Below are 17,642 nucleotides of genomic sequence, written 5' to 3'. Positions count from 1 at the left end.
TTCACGGATAGCATCGCCACGGGCAAGGTGGTGAGCGAAAATAAGAAGAGGGAATCAAGCAAATGAAACCAATTTCTTCACCTCTGGCGGCAATTCAGCCGCATTACGATGTACTTGTTATTGGTAGTGGTTATGGTGGCTCTATCGCTGCGTCACGCATGGCGAGAGCCGGAAAATCAGTCTGCCTACTTGAGCGAGGGCGCGAGTTTTTAACGGGAGAATTTCCGGATACCGAGTTGGAGGCCGCTGGTGAGTTGCAGTTTAATAGCCAAACAGGGCACAAGGGCTCTCATTTGGGATTATTTGATATTCATATGCACCGTGAACAGAATGTCGTCGTCGGTTGTGGCTTAGGTGGTACTTCTCTTATCAATGCCAATGTTGCTTTGCCCCCAGTAGATGCAGTACTGAGAGATCCAGTATGGCCACACGCGATCCGAGATGATGAGGATGGTTTGTTGGAAGAGGGATTCTCGCGGGCTCGAGAGATGCTGAAGCCTGCCTTATACCCTGAACATTACCCAACTTTGAATAAACTTAAGGCTCACCAGCAGTCGGCAAATGCATTAGAAGCTCCCTTTAATAAAGTACCAATCAATGTATGTTTTGCGACCCCAGAAGATGGCATTAACCATGTGGGTGTTGAGCAGCAAGCATGTAATAACTGCGGAGACTGTGTGTCTGGCTGTAATTTCAATGCCAAAAATACCACCCGAATGAATTACTTACCGGATGCTTGGAATCATGGCGCAGAAATTTATTGTCAGGCCAGTGTACGCTACCTTGAGAAAATCGACTCTGGTTGGCGGGTGTTTTACCAAGACATGGGAACCGGCGCAGAATGCTTTTCTGCAGCCCCGTTATTTGTTGAGGCGGATATTGTGATCTTGGCCGCTGGCACGCTGGGTAGTAATGAAATTCTATTGCGTAGCCAAAGTCGCGGTTTGGCTATCTCTTCGCAACTTGGTCAGCATTTTACCGGTAATGGCGATATGTTGGGTTTTGGCTATAACTGCGACAGCGAAATCGGTGGTGTTGGGGTTGGCAATCTAGAACCAGAAGGCAAAGCGCCTACAGGACCTTGTATCACCAGTGCAATCGATCTCCGTGAAGCGAGCGAACGCGCACAACAAATGATTATTGAAGAGGGTAGTTTACCTGGCGCCATGGCAGGAGTGTTACCAACTGCGCTTGCAAGTGCAGCGGGTGTAGTTGGACTCGACACGGATCATGGTTTTTATGACGCTTTGGAGGAGCAAGCGAGAGTATGGCAAAGCCAATGGCGAGGCGCTTATCATGGTGCGGTAAAACATACTCAGACCTACTTAGTAATGAGCCATGACGATAGCCAAGGTGTCATAACTTTAGAGCAAGACAAGTTGAACATCCGTTGGCCTGAGTTAGGAGCTCAGCCTAATTTTCATCATGCGAGTGAAAAGCTGCTTCAAGCGACAGCAGCGCTCGGTGGCACCTATGTTAAAAACCCAATTTGGTCACCGTGGTTGAATAATCGCTTGGTTACAGTTCATCCTTTAGGTGGCTGTCGGCTTGCTGAGACGGGTTCCGAAGGGGTGGTGAATCATAAAGGGCAAGTGTTTACGGGAGAGAGTGATGCCTGTTACGACTCGCTCTATGTGTCAGATGGTGCCATCATTCCAACGTCGCTTGCGGTCAATCCGCTGCTTACGATAAGTGCATTGACAGAGCGCTGCTGTGCGCTTATCGCCAAGGACCGTGATTGGCAAATTGACTATCAATTGCCGTCAAGCCGCTCCCGTACCGCTGAGCCGACTACAACAGGGTTGGCGTTTACAGAGCGAATGCAGGGCTATTTTAGCCGCGTGGTAGAGCCAAGTACTACCTCTTTACAAACCTACTTGGCTGCCTATCAGCTGGGCCAAGAAACAAACCAAACGCTGTCTTTTGTATTGACGGTCACCTCGATGGATCTAGAGGTGATGTTGACCGACCCACAACATAAAGCGCATATTTCGGGTCGCGTTGAGTGTAATGTGCTTTCTGATAAACCACTGATCGTTCGCAATGGTGAGTTTCGTTTGTTTGAGCGTCAGGCCTTTCCTCCAAATACTCGGAAGATGATCTATAAAATGAATTTAATGGCGGAGGATGGCAAGCAGTACTTCTTTAATGCCTTTAAGTTAATCAAAGACGACCCTCACTCTCTCGATCTTTGGGATGATACTACAACCTTATTTGTTGATATTCATGAAGGAGAAGATACTCAAGGGGCCGTATGTGGTCACGGTATTATGAAGATAGCGCCGATTGATTTTGTGACGCAGCTTGCCACTATTCGTGTAAGTCATGCCGAGAGTAAAGCGGCTCGCTTAAAAGCCATCGCACGCTTTGGGCAATTTTTTGCGGGCACTCTATATCAAAGTTACGGCAGTATTTTTTACCAAGAAAAAACGCACAGTGGTGAATTGGTGCGCAAAAAACGGCCGCTAAGGGCTCCAACACCTGAAGTATACTTGTTTGATACAGCTGATCATGTGCAGCTATCGCTGACTCGTTATCGTGGCGGTGACAAGGGCCCGGTTATGTTAGTGCATGGACTGGGAGTTGCTTCGAGTATCTTTTCCACCGATATGATAGATACCAACTTAGTCGAGTACCTAGTCGCTAACCAATATGACGTGTGGCTATTGGATTATCGAGTCAGTATTTTGTTGCCTGCTGCCGCAAAGCAATCAAATGGCGATCAGGTAGCGAAATACGATTACCCTGCTGCAGTGAACAAGATCCGAACCATCACGGGAGCAGATAGTATCCAGGCGGTGGTGCATTGTTATGGTGCTACGACCTTCTTTATGTCTATGCTTAGCGGCCTTTCAGGGGTTCGAAGTGTTGTTGCATCACAAATTGCGGCGGACGTGGTGGTGCCGATGGCAACGAAAATGAAGACAGGTTTACATCTCCCCTCATTTTTAGAAAGGCTGGGCGTAGACTCGCTAACGGCGCGAGTACCACAGCAGAGCAATGGGCTTGCCTCTTTGTATGATAAGGCGTTAGGCTTGTACGCGCTTGCTGAAGCACAGGGGCGATGCAACAATGACAGCTGCCATCGCGTGACTTTTATGTACGCCTCCTTATACCGTCATGACCAGTTAACCGATTTGCTGCATGAGCATATTGATGAACTATTTGCCGAAGCCAATATTCAAACCCTTGAGCACCTTGCTGCAATTTGTCGCGCAGGAAAACTGGTCGATGCAGATGGCAAGGACGTTTACATGCCACACATCAACCGGTTAAACGTACCGACGCTATTTATTAGCGGGGCAGATAACGAATGTTATTTACCCGAGAGCACGAAAAAAACCTATGAACGTCTTTGTCTTGCCTTTGGTGAGGCTAAGTTTACGCGTAAAGTGATCCCCAATTACGCGCATATAGATTGTATCTTTGGGCGTCAGGCTGATGTAGATGTTTTTCCTCATATTCTCAATCATTTAGAGCGATATTAGCCGTGGTTTTACGATTGCGGCCAACTATGACTGCCAATTTAAGTACTACACACTTTTGGATAGTTTTACCTTAGCTTTAATGTAGCACTAAATGACAACGAAGGATCTCAAATAACAAGGGCTCCCATATTACCAAACGAATATGTTTTGCTTCACCTAGATTGCGTTGATTACTAACCAAATACGCATCTGAAGCATGCGCCTTGTTCGCGCCTAAGATAAATTAAGTCGCCGCCATGATTAATCATAATTTGTCTTGAGAGGCTTAAGCCGATCCCCGAGCCTTGTTGTTTAGTGGTAAAAAACGGCACGAAAATCATGTCAATGACATGCTCTGCGATGCCGGGCCCATTATCGCTTATTTCTATATAGTGCTGACCTGCGTTATTTGCTCCGGTCTTTAATACCACTTGGCGGGTGTTTCGCAGGTCTTCTTCATTGCGCTGCTGCACCGCGTCTATGGCATTTTTGGTTAAGTTAATAAGTACTTGCTCAATTTGAGCTGTGTCTAACATCACCAGTTGGGAGTGGCTAACATCAAGCTGTAAGTCTATGTTCGCTTGATGACAGCTTTGTTGATGTAACTGATAGATGCCCTCTACCAGCGGCGCTAGCTGGGCAGGTTGCAGCGCTGGGCTGGGTAAATTACTCACCGTTCTAAAACGGGCGATAAAAGCGCCCAGATACTCAGTGCGTTTTGCCAGTGTTTGCAACGCTAAGGCGAGGTCTTGTTTATCTTCTTCATCGTCAAAACTCAATGTGTCGGGCAAGAGTCCCCCACAGGTTTGTGCAATGGATGCCAGAGGTGTAATAGAGTTAGCTACCTCGTGCGTAAGCACTTTGGTGAGGCGTTTATAGGCTTGCTGCTCTTTGTTTTGTAATGCATCACGAATGGATTGTAAGGTGACAATTTTACGAATTTGCCCTTGGATCTGCGCTGATGTTATTTGTATAGACAAGTTATCTTGTTGCTCGCCATATTGCCAATTTGCTATCGTTTTCAAGCTCTTATCGCATTCATTAACCAGTGGTGCGATATCTTCTAAATCTTTGCTGTGATTAATGGGTTTACCGAGTAGGCGGGTTACCGCTGGGTTTGATTCAATAACCTTCCCCTCGCTGTCGAACACCAAAACCGCTAAGTCGATATGCACTAGCAAGGTTTGTAAAAAGTGAGCTTGCTGCTCGGCGCTCAACCGCGCGCTTTGGATCCGTGTCTTGATCTCTTCTAAGTGTTGCCGCATTGGGTGATGTTGGCTTAATCCCAAGGAGCTATCGCCATTGGCTAAAGACTTAAGTACAAAACCCATGTGCTTGTTTTGCTTGTTAAATTGAAAGTATAAGGTTGAAATAAACGTGATGGTAATAAGGGTGATCAACAGCCAAGTTGCCGAAAAGCCACCTTGTATATACAAATATAGCGAGAGCCCACTGGAAATTACTAGACCAATGATAGTAAAGAAAAAAACAAGGATGGGATGGTGAGCAACGCGTGTCATTTCTTTTCTTCCTACAAATCGTACTTTTCTAAGCGACGATACATTGCCCCTCGGGTTAACCCGAGCGCTTTGGCTGCGTTTGAGACATTGCCTTGATAATGCTTGAGCGCTGCACGCACCGTACGTTGTTCAATTTCTTCAAGGTTGAAAGTGCCTTCAAAAGTGAGTGTATTGGTGTCCGAGGTATCTTCCATACTTGCTTGTGCCGCCGTGGGATTAGTGCCAATCACGGTACTGATATCCAAAAACTCGGTTTCACTTAAGATCACCGCACGTTCGATAGCATGTGCGAGCTCTCTGACATTACCGGGCCACGGGTAGGTTTGTAGACATTGCATGTCGCTGCTATTTACCTCAAGCTGCCTTTTATACTTGTGGCAAAAGTGTTCAAGGTAGTAGTTTACGAGCAGTGGAATATCATCGACACGCTCGCGAAGCGGTGGCAGACGGATCTCTATGGTATTGATCCGATATAATAAATCTTGCCTAAAACGACCTTCATCAACCGCTTGTTGCAGATTATCGTTGGTGGCACAGATAAGCCGTATGTCCACTGAAATAGGCTTATTGCCGCCTACAGGAGTGACTTGTCGATTTTGTAGCGCTGCAAGTAGCGTTGTTTGTTGGCCCATCGGCAGGTTGCCCAATTCGTCCAAAAACAAGCTCCCCTCGTGTGCGAGTTCAAAGCGACCGACCTTATCGCTTTTCGCATCGGTAAACGCCCCTTTTTTATGACCAAACAATTCGCTTTCAAACAAACTTTCGGAGATAGCACCCATGTCTAGGCTGATAAAGGTATTGTCGCGACGCATACTCGCCTGATGAATGGCGTGGGCGGCAAGCTCTTTGCCCGTGCCACTTTCGCCGGTGATCAAAATGTTGGCATCGGTGAGTGCCGCGCGTTCGATGGTACTAAATACCTTTTGCATGGCCGAGCTTTGGCCTAAAAAAGCAAATTGATGGCTACCACTGGATTGATTGAGTGCCTGATTTAACCCTTGCGTCTGACGAGTGAGCTTACCAACCTGCTGTTTGTCTTTGGCATGCGCAAATGCGGCGGCAACCGCACCCAATAGTTGGTCGTTTTGCCAAGGCTTAGCGATAAAATCGGCGGCACCTGCTTTTATCGCATCGACGGCAAGTTGAATGTCACCATAGGCGGTCATTAACAACACCACGATGCTTGGGTCTTGCTCGACAATTTTCTTTAACCAATAGAAGCCCTCTTTGCCACTAATGGCATCTTGGCTAAAGTTCATGTCGAGCAAGATCACATCTATTTGCTGTGATGCAATTTGCGCTTCTATATCAAAGGGGCTATCTGTGGTGATGATGGTTTGGTAATGCTTTTTTAGCAAAAGCTTTGCTGCAATTAATATATCGCTGTTGTCGTCGACAATTAATATGGTGCCTTCCTGCTTCATATCCTGATCGCTTTATTTTTCTTTTAGCGTACCGCAATCATTTAGATCTCGTCTACGAAAAGTGTTCATTTATGGACACTTTGTTATTTTTGATGTGTTCTATTTCCGGACACTTATTATTCTTAGAATATAAGGGTAAATGCCTAACATTTTGTAATTTATAATAAAATCAAGCTTGGCACGGTGCTTGATATTAGTCATACATATTCGATAAAACGATTTAACCGACTAAGAACAAGAGGCGTGATTATGGATAAGAAAATAGAGCGTTCAGGATTGCAAAAACATCTTAAGAAAGCGGTGGCAGGTGGTGTACTACTGAGCATTGCAGCAGCGGCACTGGCATTCAATAACACAGCCTCTTCAGGTCGTAGTCAAAATCTCGCACTGAGTAGCCTTACGGTGAGTACCGTAAGCAAAGGGGCGTTTGTGGACGCGCTAAGCTTACGTGGTCAAGTCGTACCAAAAACCACGATTTACTTAGATACCATCGCGGGTGGTCAAGTAGAAGAGCGTTTGGTGGAGCAGGGTGAGTTTGTTGAGGCGGGTCAGCCATTAGTGAGATTGAGCAATACCAGTTTACAGCTAGACGTGATGAGTCGCGAAGCACAAGTAACAGAGCAGCTTAACTTCCTAAGAAACACCCAAATGACCATGGAAACCAGTCGCCTTAATTTACGCCGTGACTTGCTGGAAATTGACTTACAAATTAGCCATTTAGAACGCCGTTATAAGCAATCCAAGCCACTCGTTGAAAAAGGCGTGCTGGCAACCGACAGATTGTCTGAAATTGAGGACGATTTACAGTATTACAAGGCCCGAAAGGAGCTGACGTTAGAGCGCCAAACGCAGGAAAATTCCATTCGTAAAGTACAAGTCGAACAGCTAGAAGACAGTGCTGAGATGTTACAGAAGAATTTGCAATTTGCCCGTCAAAATCTCGAAAACCTACTGATCAAAGCGCCGGTATCAGGTTACTTGAGTGAGCTGGATGTTGAAATCGGTGAGTCAAAGAGTAAAGGGGCAAGGTTAGGCCAAATTGACATTCCGAATGAATACAAGTTGGTTGTCCGCCTTGATGAGTTTTATTTAAATCAAGTACAACCGGATATGGCAGTGAATGTGATGTTAGACAGTGGCTTAGTCAGTGCCAAGGTGAGCAAAATTGATAGCCGTGTAACGCAATCACAATTTCAGGTTGAAGTGGCATTACCAAGCGGCCAAAGCGACATTAAACGCGGCCAAAGCATAGATGTAGAACTGATGCTTGGCGGTAACAAAGAAAATGCCTTATTGCTAAAACGCGGTGCCTTCTTTACAAGCTCTGGCGGTAATTGGGTATACGTGTTGGCAAGTGATGGCAAAACCGCCGAGCGTCGTGACATTCGCTTAGGTAAAAAGAATCAAGATTATTACGAAGTGTTAGATGGCTTATCACAAGGTGAGCAAGTGATCACCTCAAGCTATAGCAACTTCGACAAAGCGCAACAACTCAATTTCTAAGGATATAACAATGATAAAACTAACTAACCTAAACCGTGTATTTTGTACTCAAGACGTTGAAACGACTGCGCTAAACGATATTAACCTAACTGTTAATGAAGGTGAGTTTGTCGCCATCATGGGCCCGTCTGGGTGTGGTAAGTCTACTTTATTGTCCATCCTAGGGATGTTGGATTCACCGTCATCTGGGCAATTTGAGTTTGCGGGTACGGACATTGCGGGCTATAGCGAAAAGCAGCTCTCACAGCTACGTAAAGCGTCTATTGGTTTTGTATTTCAAAGCTTTAACCTGATTGATGAGCTGACTGTGTTTGAAAATGTCGAGCTACCGCTGCAATACCAAAATATCTCAAAAAGTGAACGTAAGCAGCGTGTAGAGCAGATTTTAAAACGCGTTGCCATCGACCACCGCGCTGATCACCTACCACAGCAACTTTCTGGTGGTCAGCAGCAGCGTGTGGCGGTTGCAAGAGCGCTGGTTATTAACCCTAAACTTATCTTAGCGGATGAGCCAACGGGTAACTTGGACTCCAAAAACGGTGAAGAAGTCATGGCGATGTTACGCGAGCTAAACCGCGAAGGCACAACCGTGATCATGGTAACGCACTCAGAAAAAGAGGGGTCATACGCGGATAGACTTGTACGCCTTCTCGATGGCCAAGTGATGTTAGACAAAGCCAACACGGTGGTGCAACCACAAAAATCAGAGGTGGCATAACGATGATAGTGAATTATCTAATAACAGCATTGCGTGCTTTTAAGCAGCAAAAACAGCATTTTATTTTAAATGTACTTGGGCTTAGTGTGGGCTTAGCCGCGGCAATTTTGGTCGCACTGTTTGCAAAAAATGAACTATCTTACGATAGCCAGCAACCTCATGCTGAGCGTGTGTATCGAATTGCACAAGACTATTCGCAATTAGGGCTTGGGGTCGTTCCTATTTTTAATTACATCAATGGCACTCGAGCACTTGAATATAGCCAAGTTGAAGAGGTTTTTGCGCTGACGATGGTGGAGTTTACTCGCGAAGCTGAAGTAGATGTGACAGTAAAAAATCAAGGTTTTAAACTGAATGACCTTTATGGCGCAACTGCAAATATCGAGAATTTTATCGATATGGAAACGGTGGCAGGTAGTCTAAGTCGCGCCATGAGTGTACCGAATAGCATTGCATTGAGTAGTTCAGAAGCTCAGCGTATTTTTGGTCGCACAAACGTGGTTGGCGAGACTCTACAGCATAAAAACGGCCAATATACGGTAGGTGCAGTATTTACAGATTTACCTGAAAACACGCATTTTGGCTTTAAAAACCTAGTGTCTGTAGAGCATGATCCAGTCAATACGGATATAACTTCTAGCTATGTTTATTTAAGATTGGCGCCGCAAACAGATGTTATTGCTTTGGAAAGCATACTGACTGAGAAATATTATTTCGGTGATTTTAAGGGTCGCTTATCGCTGCAATTACACCCCTTAACGGAGCTTCACTTTACTGCAAAGTCGCCGTTTGAAATGAAAGTGGGTGGTGCGAAACAAGTGGTGATGATCTGTGTTGGTTTAAGCGTGCTGCTGATCCTTATCGCTGGCTTTAACTTTATTAATATGACGGTTGCACAGTCGACCAAACGTGCAAAAGAAGTGGGTGTACGCAAGGCACTTGGTGCCAGCAAGTCGCAATTAGTTGCACAGTTTTTATCTGAGTCTGTACTCGTGTCATTGCTTGCAATGACAATAGCCTGTGTTTTGGTCGAGCTACTATTGCCAAGTTTCAACAATCTAGTTGGCCGTGAATTAAGTATTGATTATGCATCTATGTTTAGTGTCGTAGTAGTCGCGGTTGCCGTCATCGTGGGTTTGTTGGCGGGTCTCTATCCTGCATTTTTTATCTCATCTTTTAGTGCTAAACGCGTACTAAGCGGAGATTTACAGCGTGGGAGTACCGCGATTTGGGTGCGCAAAAGTCTTTTAACTGTACAAGCAGCACTTGCGGTTGGGTTAATTATTGCTTCGATAACGCTACAGTACCAGTTGGCACATTTGCAAAATTTACCGCTTGGTTACGAAACCACACAGCGTTTGGTGGTCTCAGAAGTGCCCGTTAAAGCGGCTTTTACAAAAGCGCCAACGTCATTAGTTAAACAGTTCGCGGCTATTGAGGGCGTTGAACATATCAGTGTGATAGATACGCAGCTGACTCGCTCGATTAATAACACCCTAGTACCAACGTGGCCAAATGGTGAACAGTCGCAATCCTTAACGCCAGTTATTGGCACAAGCTACGAGGTAGTCAAAGGGTTGGGGTTAACGCTACTTGCAGGTCGAGACTTTAGCCGAGAGTTTGCCGGTGATTGGTCAAATCGAGTTAACGGCGTAACCACAATAGGCACCATTATTACCGAGTCGGTCGCTAAGCAAGCTGGCTACAGTAATGTTGCAGATATTATTGGCAAAACTATCAAAGATACTGGCCGCAACGTAGAGATGCGAGTGGTTGGCGTCGTCGCTGACGTCAAAGTGGGGAATGCACAAGAAGCAAGTTCTAATATTATGTTTTTATTAGGGTTTACTTATTTTAATCCAACATCTGAAGTGATCTTAACGATTAACCCGCAGTATTTAGCACAGATTCGACAAGACTTGATTAGTGTGTTGGCAAAAACCGCAAACGTGTATGAACCAGAGATAAATCTACTTTCAGACAGTTATAGGGCGGTACTTAGTGGTGATGAGCGTATCTCTAAGGTAGTACTTATCTTCACCGCGCTAGCTGTATTCTTAACCTGTTTAGGCACTTTTGGATTGGCATCCTTTGCAACGGTTCGCCGTCAAAAAGAAGTAGCTGTACGCAAAGTCTTGGGGGCATCACGGCTAAGCATTGTGAATATCTTAGCAAAAGAGTTCCTGATTTTGGTGGGAGTCAGTATCGCCATTGCTTATCCGGTAACTTATTGGCTCGTTGGTGATTGGCTTGCAAACTTTAATGACCGCATTGAGCAAGCAATGTGGGTTTATGGCGCAGCAGCCTTGGTGGTTGCCGGTATCACTTGGTTGACTGTGGCGACCCTTGCCTTTAAAGCCGCGAGTACGCGTCCGTCGCTGATCTTGCGATATGAGTAAATTAAATTGGTAATCACTCAAGAAATTGCGGCCTAATTTAGGCCGCTTTTATCATTTGTTCTTTGGTGTTTTCATCGCCAATATCGGCACGACCATTTCTGCTTTTGAATGGTGTGAATATGTTGCTACAAGCAGTCATTTTTAAAAGTGAGTCACAATCGCGAGTTAAAAAATCAAGTGACTTCGTACTGGATATCTTTATAAAAAATAACTAAAAAGGATCTTCTATGCTCACTTCATATTTGAGTACGGCAATTCGGGTAAGTAAAAAACAAAAGCTACACACACTGCTCAATGTCATCGGTTTCAGCATTGGAATTGCTGCTGCAATTATCGTGGCTTTATTTGCCCAAAGTCAGTTGATTGTTGATAAACATCAGCCTGATGCAAATAATGTTTATCGAGTACATTTAGATTTGCGTTCTGTCGGTGTGGGCGTGCGCGGTGCGATTGACCCTAGAATGCCGCTGCTGATGCAAAAGCACAGTCAAATAAAGGAACTGTTGATTATTAGTCGGATTGAATCGTTACAATATAGTGGCGAACCAATGGCGGATATCGTGAAGGTTAAAGATCAGCGCTTTAAGCTCAAAAAGGCGTATGTTGCGACGCCAAATTTGGCTGAGTTTGTGAATATCTCAGTATTACATGGAGACTTAACTCAGGCCCTTTCTCAGCCCAATCTTATCGCCCTTAGTCAGACAGAATCAAAGCGCTTGTTTGGCGACACAGATGTTATCGGCAGGCAACTTGAATACGATGGGGGAAGCTATGAAGTGGCTGCTGTTTTTGCGGATTTAGAAGCAAATACACACTTTGATTTTGATGTGCTGATGTACTTACCCAAATTGCAGCGCGGTCCTTTTAGTAGTCATGTGTATTTAAAGTTGCAGCCAGAAGCTGACTTCAACGCGTTAGCGCAAGAGATGACGCGCGAGATGCAAAAAAGAGCTAAAAACCCGAACTTCAAAGACATCCAGTTTCAGTTTATTCCATTGACCCAGTTGCATTTTCACACCAATGGCACCGTAGAGATGAAGCAAGGCGGGTCTTATTTGGCACTGCAAGTGAGCGTTGTGCTGAGTACTTTACTTGTGATCATAGCCAGCGCTAATTTTATTAACTTCAATATTGCCAGTGCTGCAAAGCGTGCTAAAGAAGTCGGCATACGTAAAGCGCTAGGTGCCAGTAAGTCGCAACTCGTCACACAATTCCTGTCAGAATCGTTACTGATTGTGCTGTTTTCAGGGTTTTTAGGGGTTGTAATCGTTGAGTTGGCATTGCCGCACTTTAATCAGTTAATCGCGCAGCCCCTGACATTGGTATACAACTCTCTATTTATGCTCGGTCTTGTAATTACATTGACAGTGGTTGGTTTATTTTCTGGGCTATATCCAGCTTTATTTATCTCGTCATTTGGCGCGAAAAAAGTGTTAAGTGGCGATTTTAGTCGAGGGCGTTCATCAGCAAGGATCCGCAAAATAACCTTATGCTTACAAGGTGCGATTGGCGTAGGGCTGATAGCAGCTATCAGCATGCTCTATCAACAAATGATGCTGGTAAAACAGTTGGATGTAGGTTACGAAAAAGCACAGCGAATTATCATTCGAGAATTGCCCTCAGAGCTGATCTATCAGCAACAAGGAAACGCATTGCTTGATGAGTTAGGCCAGATCTCAGGTGTGGCTGGTTGGACATTGAGCGATACCAATTATGCAACCGCCATTAACGGTGGGATGCATTACACTTGGCCAAATGGCGAAACCTATGACGGCATGTTAGCAGTAATCAATACGGGTTATGACGTGATTGATGTACTCGGGTTAAAGTTGATTACTGGGCGAGGCTTTAGTCGCGATTACACTGGAGATTGGTATCGTGAACAGCAAAATGGAGAAGCGCATGTCGCTATCCTGATAACCAAAAAAATGGCTCATTTAGCGGGATATGAGAAGCTTGATGAGGTAATCGGCGTCACTGTTACCGTACCAAGGCGAAAGTTGACAGCCAAGGTTGTGGGCGTAGTTGAGGATATCAGAATTGGCTCTGTGAATAATGCAGTACAACCTACTTCATTGATGCTTGGTCATGTTGATGGTGAAACTGCAAATGTGGTATTAAAGATCGCTGAAGGCTTTGATCCAGATAACGTGATCACTGAAATTGAACAAGTTCTTGCTGCACATCTCAATCGTCGTGATATAGAAGTTCAGTCTCTCAATGATGAGTTCTTGGCGGCCCACAAGAATGAACTCTATACGCTTACCATGCTATCTATCTTTAGTCCTTTAGCTATATTCCTGACCTTACTCGGAACATTTGGGTTAGCGTCATTTACTACCTTGCGTAAAGAAAAGGAATTAGCTATTCGCAAAGTGTTAGGCGCTTCACGTCTTGGATTAATTAGCTTGGTTGCTAAAGAGTATTTGTGGTTATCTGCATTGAGTATGGTACTTGCAGTCCCGCTGACGTATTGGCTAGTTGGTGAGTGGCTTAGTCGCTTTAATGAGCGGATAAATCAATCTATATGGATTTATGGAGTCGCAGGCCTACTTGTGATCTTGCTTACTTGGCTTACCGTTGTGCTCGTTACCTACAAGGTTGCAAGCCGGCGCCCCTCATCAGCGCTGCGCTACGAGTAGCTGATAGCAATTTTTAAAATAGACCACTTAATAAAGCAAGTTGGTATGACTCGCTGTCAATTTAGTGTCAAAAACCATAGTTACACTGGGGTTAATTCAGGCTTGAATAACAAGGTGTAGCTATGGCTAAGGTTAAGACAACCTCTCGTCTTCGTAGAAGATCAGCTAATTCACTTTGGATTGGTGTTTATAACAGTATCCTGTTGTTGTGTTTACCTTTGATTGCGCTGATCTTATTAAAAAAATGGCTACGTAAACCGGGTTATAAAAGGCACTTTTTACAGCGCTTAGGTGTCTACGATTGTAAGCGTTTACCCGCCTGTATTCATTTACATGGCGTCTCCGTTGGTGAATGTGCCGCCATTGCTAAACTTATTCCTGAGCTGCGTAAACAGCATCCTCATTTACCCATTGTTTTTACTTGTACCACGGTTGCGGGTTCCAACTATATTGAGCGCAACTGGGGGGAGCAAGTCATTCATACTTATTTGCCACTGGACTTTCAATTGACGGTTGGTGCGTTCTTGACGCATTTTAATCCGGTATTGACCATGTCGGTTGAGATGGAGTGGTGGCCGAACCTTATTCGCCAGTCGCGCAACCAAGGCAGTCGAGTGATGCTGGTAAATGCTCGCATGACCGACAGATCAAAAAATCGTTATGCCAACATGTTAGGTCTTTTTACCTTTATGGTGTCCAAGGTGCATAAAATTCTGCCGCAAAGTGAGCTAAGTTATCAAGCTTTTCGCGAGTTGGGTGTACCACCAGAAAAACTGATGATGTGCGGTAATATCAAGTACGATTGGCCAGAGCTTAAACATGCCGACCCAACGCAAAAACCCTCTCAGTTGACATGGATTGCGGGGAGCACGCATGACACTGAAGAAATAGCGGTGGTCGCAGCGCACAAACAGTTGTTACAGCAAAATCCAGCAGCTCAGCTAATTATCGCACCGCGTCATCCTGAAAGATTTGATGAGGTATGGCAGCTGCTGCAAGCAAGCGGGCTGAGCTGTCAGCGTTACTCGCACGCGCCAACACTAACGGCAAATACGCAAGTGTATCTGCTCGATACGATGGGCAAACTATTTGCGTTTTATCGTGATGCCCATGTTGCCTTTATCGGTGGCTCGTTAGTTAAGCTCGGTGGTCACAACCCTGCCGAAGCCATTGTCCAAGGGGCTGCCGTCGTAATGGGAAGTAGTCGACGAAATTGTGAAGATATATGTGCGCCGCTGAGTCAAGCTGGCGCACTTGTTGAGGGTAACGAGCCACAGCAAATAGCCAGAGAAGTCATCGGCTTTTGGCAAAATAGTGCTGCAACAACACAACAAATACAGGCTGGGCAAGCTGCAATCGCAAAGCATAATGGCGCACTACACACAACCACATTGCAAGTTTTATATCAGTTAAAACAAGCGCAACGGCCAGTTCATAGTACCCGATTACATCCAATGGTGATCAGATAACAATGCAATACAACAATATCCTTATTGTCCGGCTCAGTGCCATTGGTGATATCGTGATGGCGTCAGGCCTTATTTCTGCACTAAAGGCACGTTATCCAGAAGCAAAACTGAGCTGGTTAGCAGAGCCTGCTGGCGCGACCTTGCTGCAACAAAATCCATTGCTAGATGAGGTGATCCTGTGGCCTCGCAATGAGTGGCAAAAAGTGCGAAAAGCAAAAGGGATCATAGCGCTACTGAAGCTAGTTAATAGCTTTAAAAAGCAGTTGGCTAGTCGACAATTTGACTTAGTGCTCGACGCCCAAGGACTCCTTAAAAGTGGCGTGCTAGCTTGGCTAAGTGGCGCTCAATATAAGGTTGGGATCAATAGTCGCGAGGGCAGTCAGTGGCTTATGAATAAGGTAGTGACCTCGCCTTGGTCTGCTGATATCAGCTCGGAATACAGAGCTGCAGCAAAATTTTTTGGTGCGCCTGAAGCGGCGTTTCAATACTCGCTCATTGCCTCGAATGAGACACAACAACATACAGAGGCACTGCTATTGGAGCATACTCAAGGCCAACCTTATGTGGTGTTTTGCCCGTTTACAACGAGAGCACAGAAACACTGGGTAGATGGGCATTGGCGTGAGTTGTATAAACAAGTAAATCAGTCTATTTGTGCGCATATTATTATATTGGGTGGACCAAGTGATATCGCTCATAGCGAGCGCTTAGAAAAACAGATGCCGGGGATCATTAATCTAACTGGGAAAACGACATTACTTGAGTGCAGCGAGATCATTCGGGGGGCAAAAGGTGTGATTGGCGTTGATACAGGGCTAACTCACATGGCGATGGCGCATCATACCCCGGTTATTGCATTGTTTGGTTCAACCTTACCGTATGAAAACACCTTTAATCCAAATGGTCGCGTGTTGAGCGATAAACTTGCTTGCTCACCATGCAAACGCCGGCCAACCTGTGAGGCTCGTTTTGATTGTATGGTGGGGCTCACGCCACAAAGAGTGTCGAGCGCACTAGGAGAAGTGCTATGAAAGTTCTGCATATTGAAGCGGGTCGTCACTTATATGGCGGCGCACAGCAAGTGGTGTATTTAACCCAAGCGTTACAGCAAAAGGGCATTGAGAACGTACTGGTTTGCCCGCCTAATAGTGAAATGATTGCAGCCGTTGATAAGCAAGTTGTTGTGGATCCTGTGAAAATGACAGGCGATCTCGATGTCATGCAATGTTTGCGTTTACGAAAGGCTATTGCCCATCATCGGCCTGATTGTGTTCATATTCACAGCCGCCGAGGGGTTGATACTTGGGGATTACTTGCCGCGAAGTCGCTTAATGTTCCTGTTATTTTATCGAGACGAGTCGACAACACCGAGCCACGCTGGTGGTCAAAATTAAAATACCCAGCCTACGATAAAGTTATCGCTATCTCAGAGGGGATCCGCCAAGTATTACTCTCACAAGGTGTTGCCTCTGAGCAAGTAAAGTTAGTCCACAGTGCAGTCGATACCCAGCGCTTTGCACCAAGTAGCGCGGAGCGGCAATGGTTGCTTGATGAGTTTGAGCTGCCACAAAATGCCTTGGTTGTGGCTAATTTTGCGCAACTGATAGAGCGCAAAGGGCAGGATGTGATCATGCGTGCAGCCAAACAACTCATTGCTGAGCATCCTAATTTACGTGTATTACTGTTTGGCCGAGGGCCAAAGCTGCAACAGTATCAAGCGCGTATAGATGAGCTGGGGCTGCAAAAAATTGTCCAGCTGGTGGGATTTCGACAAGACGTAGCGCGTATTTTACCGGCGGTTGATATTGTTGCACATCCAGCATCGATGGAAGGGCTAGGCGTAGCGTTATTACAAAGTAGCGCATCTGGCGTGCCTGTCGTGGGCTTTGCTGCCGGTGGCATTCCCGAAGCGGTTGCGCACAATGAAACCGGACTACTTGCTCCGATTGGTAATCAAGCTCAGTTTACTCAAGATCTTAATCGCTTATTGCAGGACCCGATTTTACGAGAGCAAATGGGCCGTAAAGGTCGCGCTAAAATGTGCAGTGAATTTGCCATTGAGGTGATGGCGGAAGGTAACTTGTCGGTGTATCTAAGCGTGTTAACTGAGTTGGGAAGAGACCCTTTAACTAGCCAATCACAGAAAGTGTGAGTTCCAATAAAGGTAATCACCAATGCGGCTTACTAGCTTGGTTCTTAGTGGGTTTACAGCAATATGCTGGGCAATGGTATGCCTATCTTCTGTGGATCTGAGCTGATGATAGTAATACGCGCTTTGCCAAATTCTGTGTTTAGCAGTTAAGCTGTTCCGCCTTTTAATTCTCCAACAATCTTACCAAGTTGTGTATTGCCAAGCGTCAGTAAGCCATGAAAGTGATCAGGCATTAATACCAATTGAATTAATTCTCTAATCAATTTGAAGGGTGAAATAGCATATTAGCTTCGTTAAAAATTTCTCATTTAGAACAACTAAATAGCAAAATTTTTGCCTTGCTACTAA

The 17,642-nt window shown here is 45.4% G+C and carries 10 protein-coding genes; 8 read left to right on the top strand and 2 right to left on the bottom strand.

All coding sequences use genetic code 11. The annotated features are described in order from the left end of the window. The first annotated feature begins 62 nt into the window (after positions 1–62). Positions 63–3,488 (top strand): GMC family oxidoreductase N-terminal domain-containing protein, encoded by a 3,426-nt coding sequence (locus PNC201_RS17680; protein WP_102057792.1) that lies wholly within the window; start codon positions 63–65, stop codon positions 3,486–3,488. A gap of 173 nt (positions 3,489–3,661) precedes the next feature. On the opposite strand, the gene PNC201_RS17675 is transcribed toward PNC201_RS17680, so the two are convergent. Next, positions 3,662–4,987 (bottom strand): sensor histidine kinase, encoded by a 1,326-nt coding sequence (locus PNC201_RS17675; protein ID WP_102057791.1) that lies wholly within the window; start codon positions 4,985–4,987, stop codon positions 3,662–3,664. A gap of 11 nt (positions 4,988–4,998) precedes the next feature. After that, positions 4,999–6,411 carry a sigma-54-dependent transcriptional regulator gene (locus PNC201_RS17670; RefSeq protein ID WP_102057790.1) on the bottom strand — a complete coding sequence of 471 codons (1,413 nt, stop codon included), beginning with the start codon at positions 6,409–6,411 and terminating at the stop codon, positions 4,999–5,001. Positions 6,412–6,660: 249 nt separating this feature from the next. Between PNC201_RS17670 and PNC201_RS17665 the strand changes: the two genes are divergently transcribed. The 7 genes from PNC201_RS17665 (at position 6,661) to PNC201_RS17635 (ending at position 17,294) form a co-directional block, all read left to right on the top strand. Next, the gene (locus tag PNC201_RS17665; RefSeq protein ID WP_102057789.1) at positions 6,661–7,914 is read left to right on the top strand and encodes an efflux RND transporter periplasmic adaptor subunit; all 1,254 of its coding nucleotides are present in this window, start codon (positions 6,661–6,663) and stop codon (positions 7,912–7,914) included. Positions 7,915–7,924: 10 nt separating this feature from the next. Further along, a complete protein-coding gene (locus PNC201_RS17660) occupies positions 7,925–8,632 on the top strand; it encodes an ABC transporter ATP-binding protein (protein WP_102057788.1) in 708 nt (235 codons plus the stop codon). Positions 8,633–8,634: 2 nt separating this feature from the next. Beyond that, positions 8,635–11,031, top strand: coding sequence for an ABC transporter permease (locus PNC201_RS17655; protein ID WP_102057787.1), 2,397 nt, complete (start codon positions 8,635–8,637; stop codon positions 11,029–11,031). A gap of 227 nt (positions 11,032–11,258) precedes the next feature. Beyond that, a complete protein-coding gene (locus PNC201_RS17650; protein ID WP_102057786.1) occupies positions 11,259–13,673 on the top strand; it encodes an FtsX-like permease family protein in 2,415 nt (804 codons plus the stop codon). Positions 13,674–13,795: 122 nt separating this feature from the next. Continuing rightward, positions 13,796–15,142: a 3-deoxy-D-manno-octulosonic acid transferase gene (locus PNC201_RS17645; protein ID WP_102057785.1), complete on the top strand. Its 1,347-nt coding sequence runs from the start codon at positions 13,796–13,798 to the stop codon at positions 15,140–15,142. A 2-nt stretch (positions 15,143–15,144) separates the two neighbouring features. Then, the gene (locus tag PNC201_RS17640) at positions 15,145–16,173 is read left to right on the top strand and encodes a glycosyltransferase family 9 protein (protein WP_102057784.1); all 1,029 of its coding nucleotides are present in this window, start codon (positions 15,145–15,147) and stop codon (positions 16,171–16,173) included. Then, positions 16,170–17,294, top strand: a complete 1,125-nt coding sequence (locus PNC201_RS17635; RefSeq protein ID WP_102057783.1) for a glycosyltransferase — start codon at positions 16,170–16,172, stop codon at positions 17,292–17,294. Before PNC201_RS17640 ends, PNC201_RS17635 begins: the two co-directional genes overlap by 4 nt. Positions 17,295–17,642 lie beyond the last annotated feature (348 nt).

This window comes from Pseudoalteromonas sp. NC201, assembly GCF_002850255.1.
In the GTDB taxonomy this organism is placed as follows: domain Bacteria; phylum Pseudomonadota; class Gammaproteobacteria; order Enterobacterales; family Alteromonadaceae; genus Pseudoalteromonas.
This window is presented reverse-complemented; position numbering and strand designations above follow the sequence as displayed.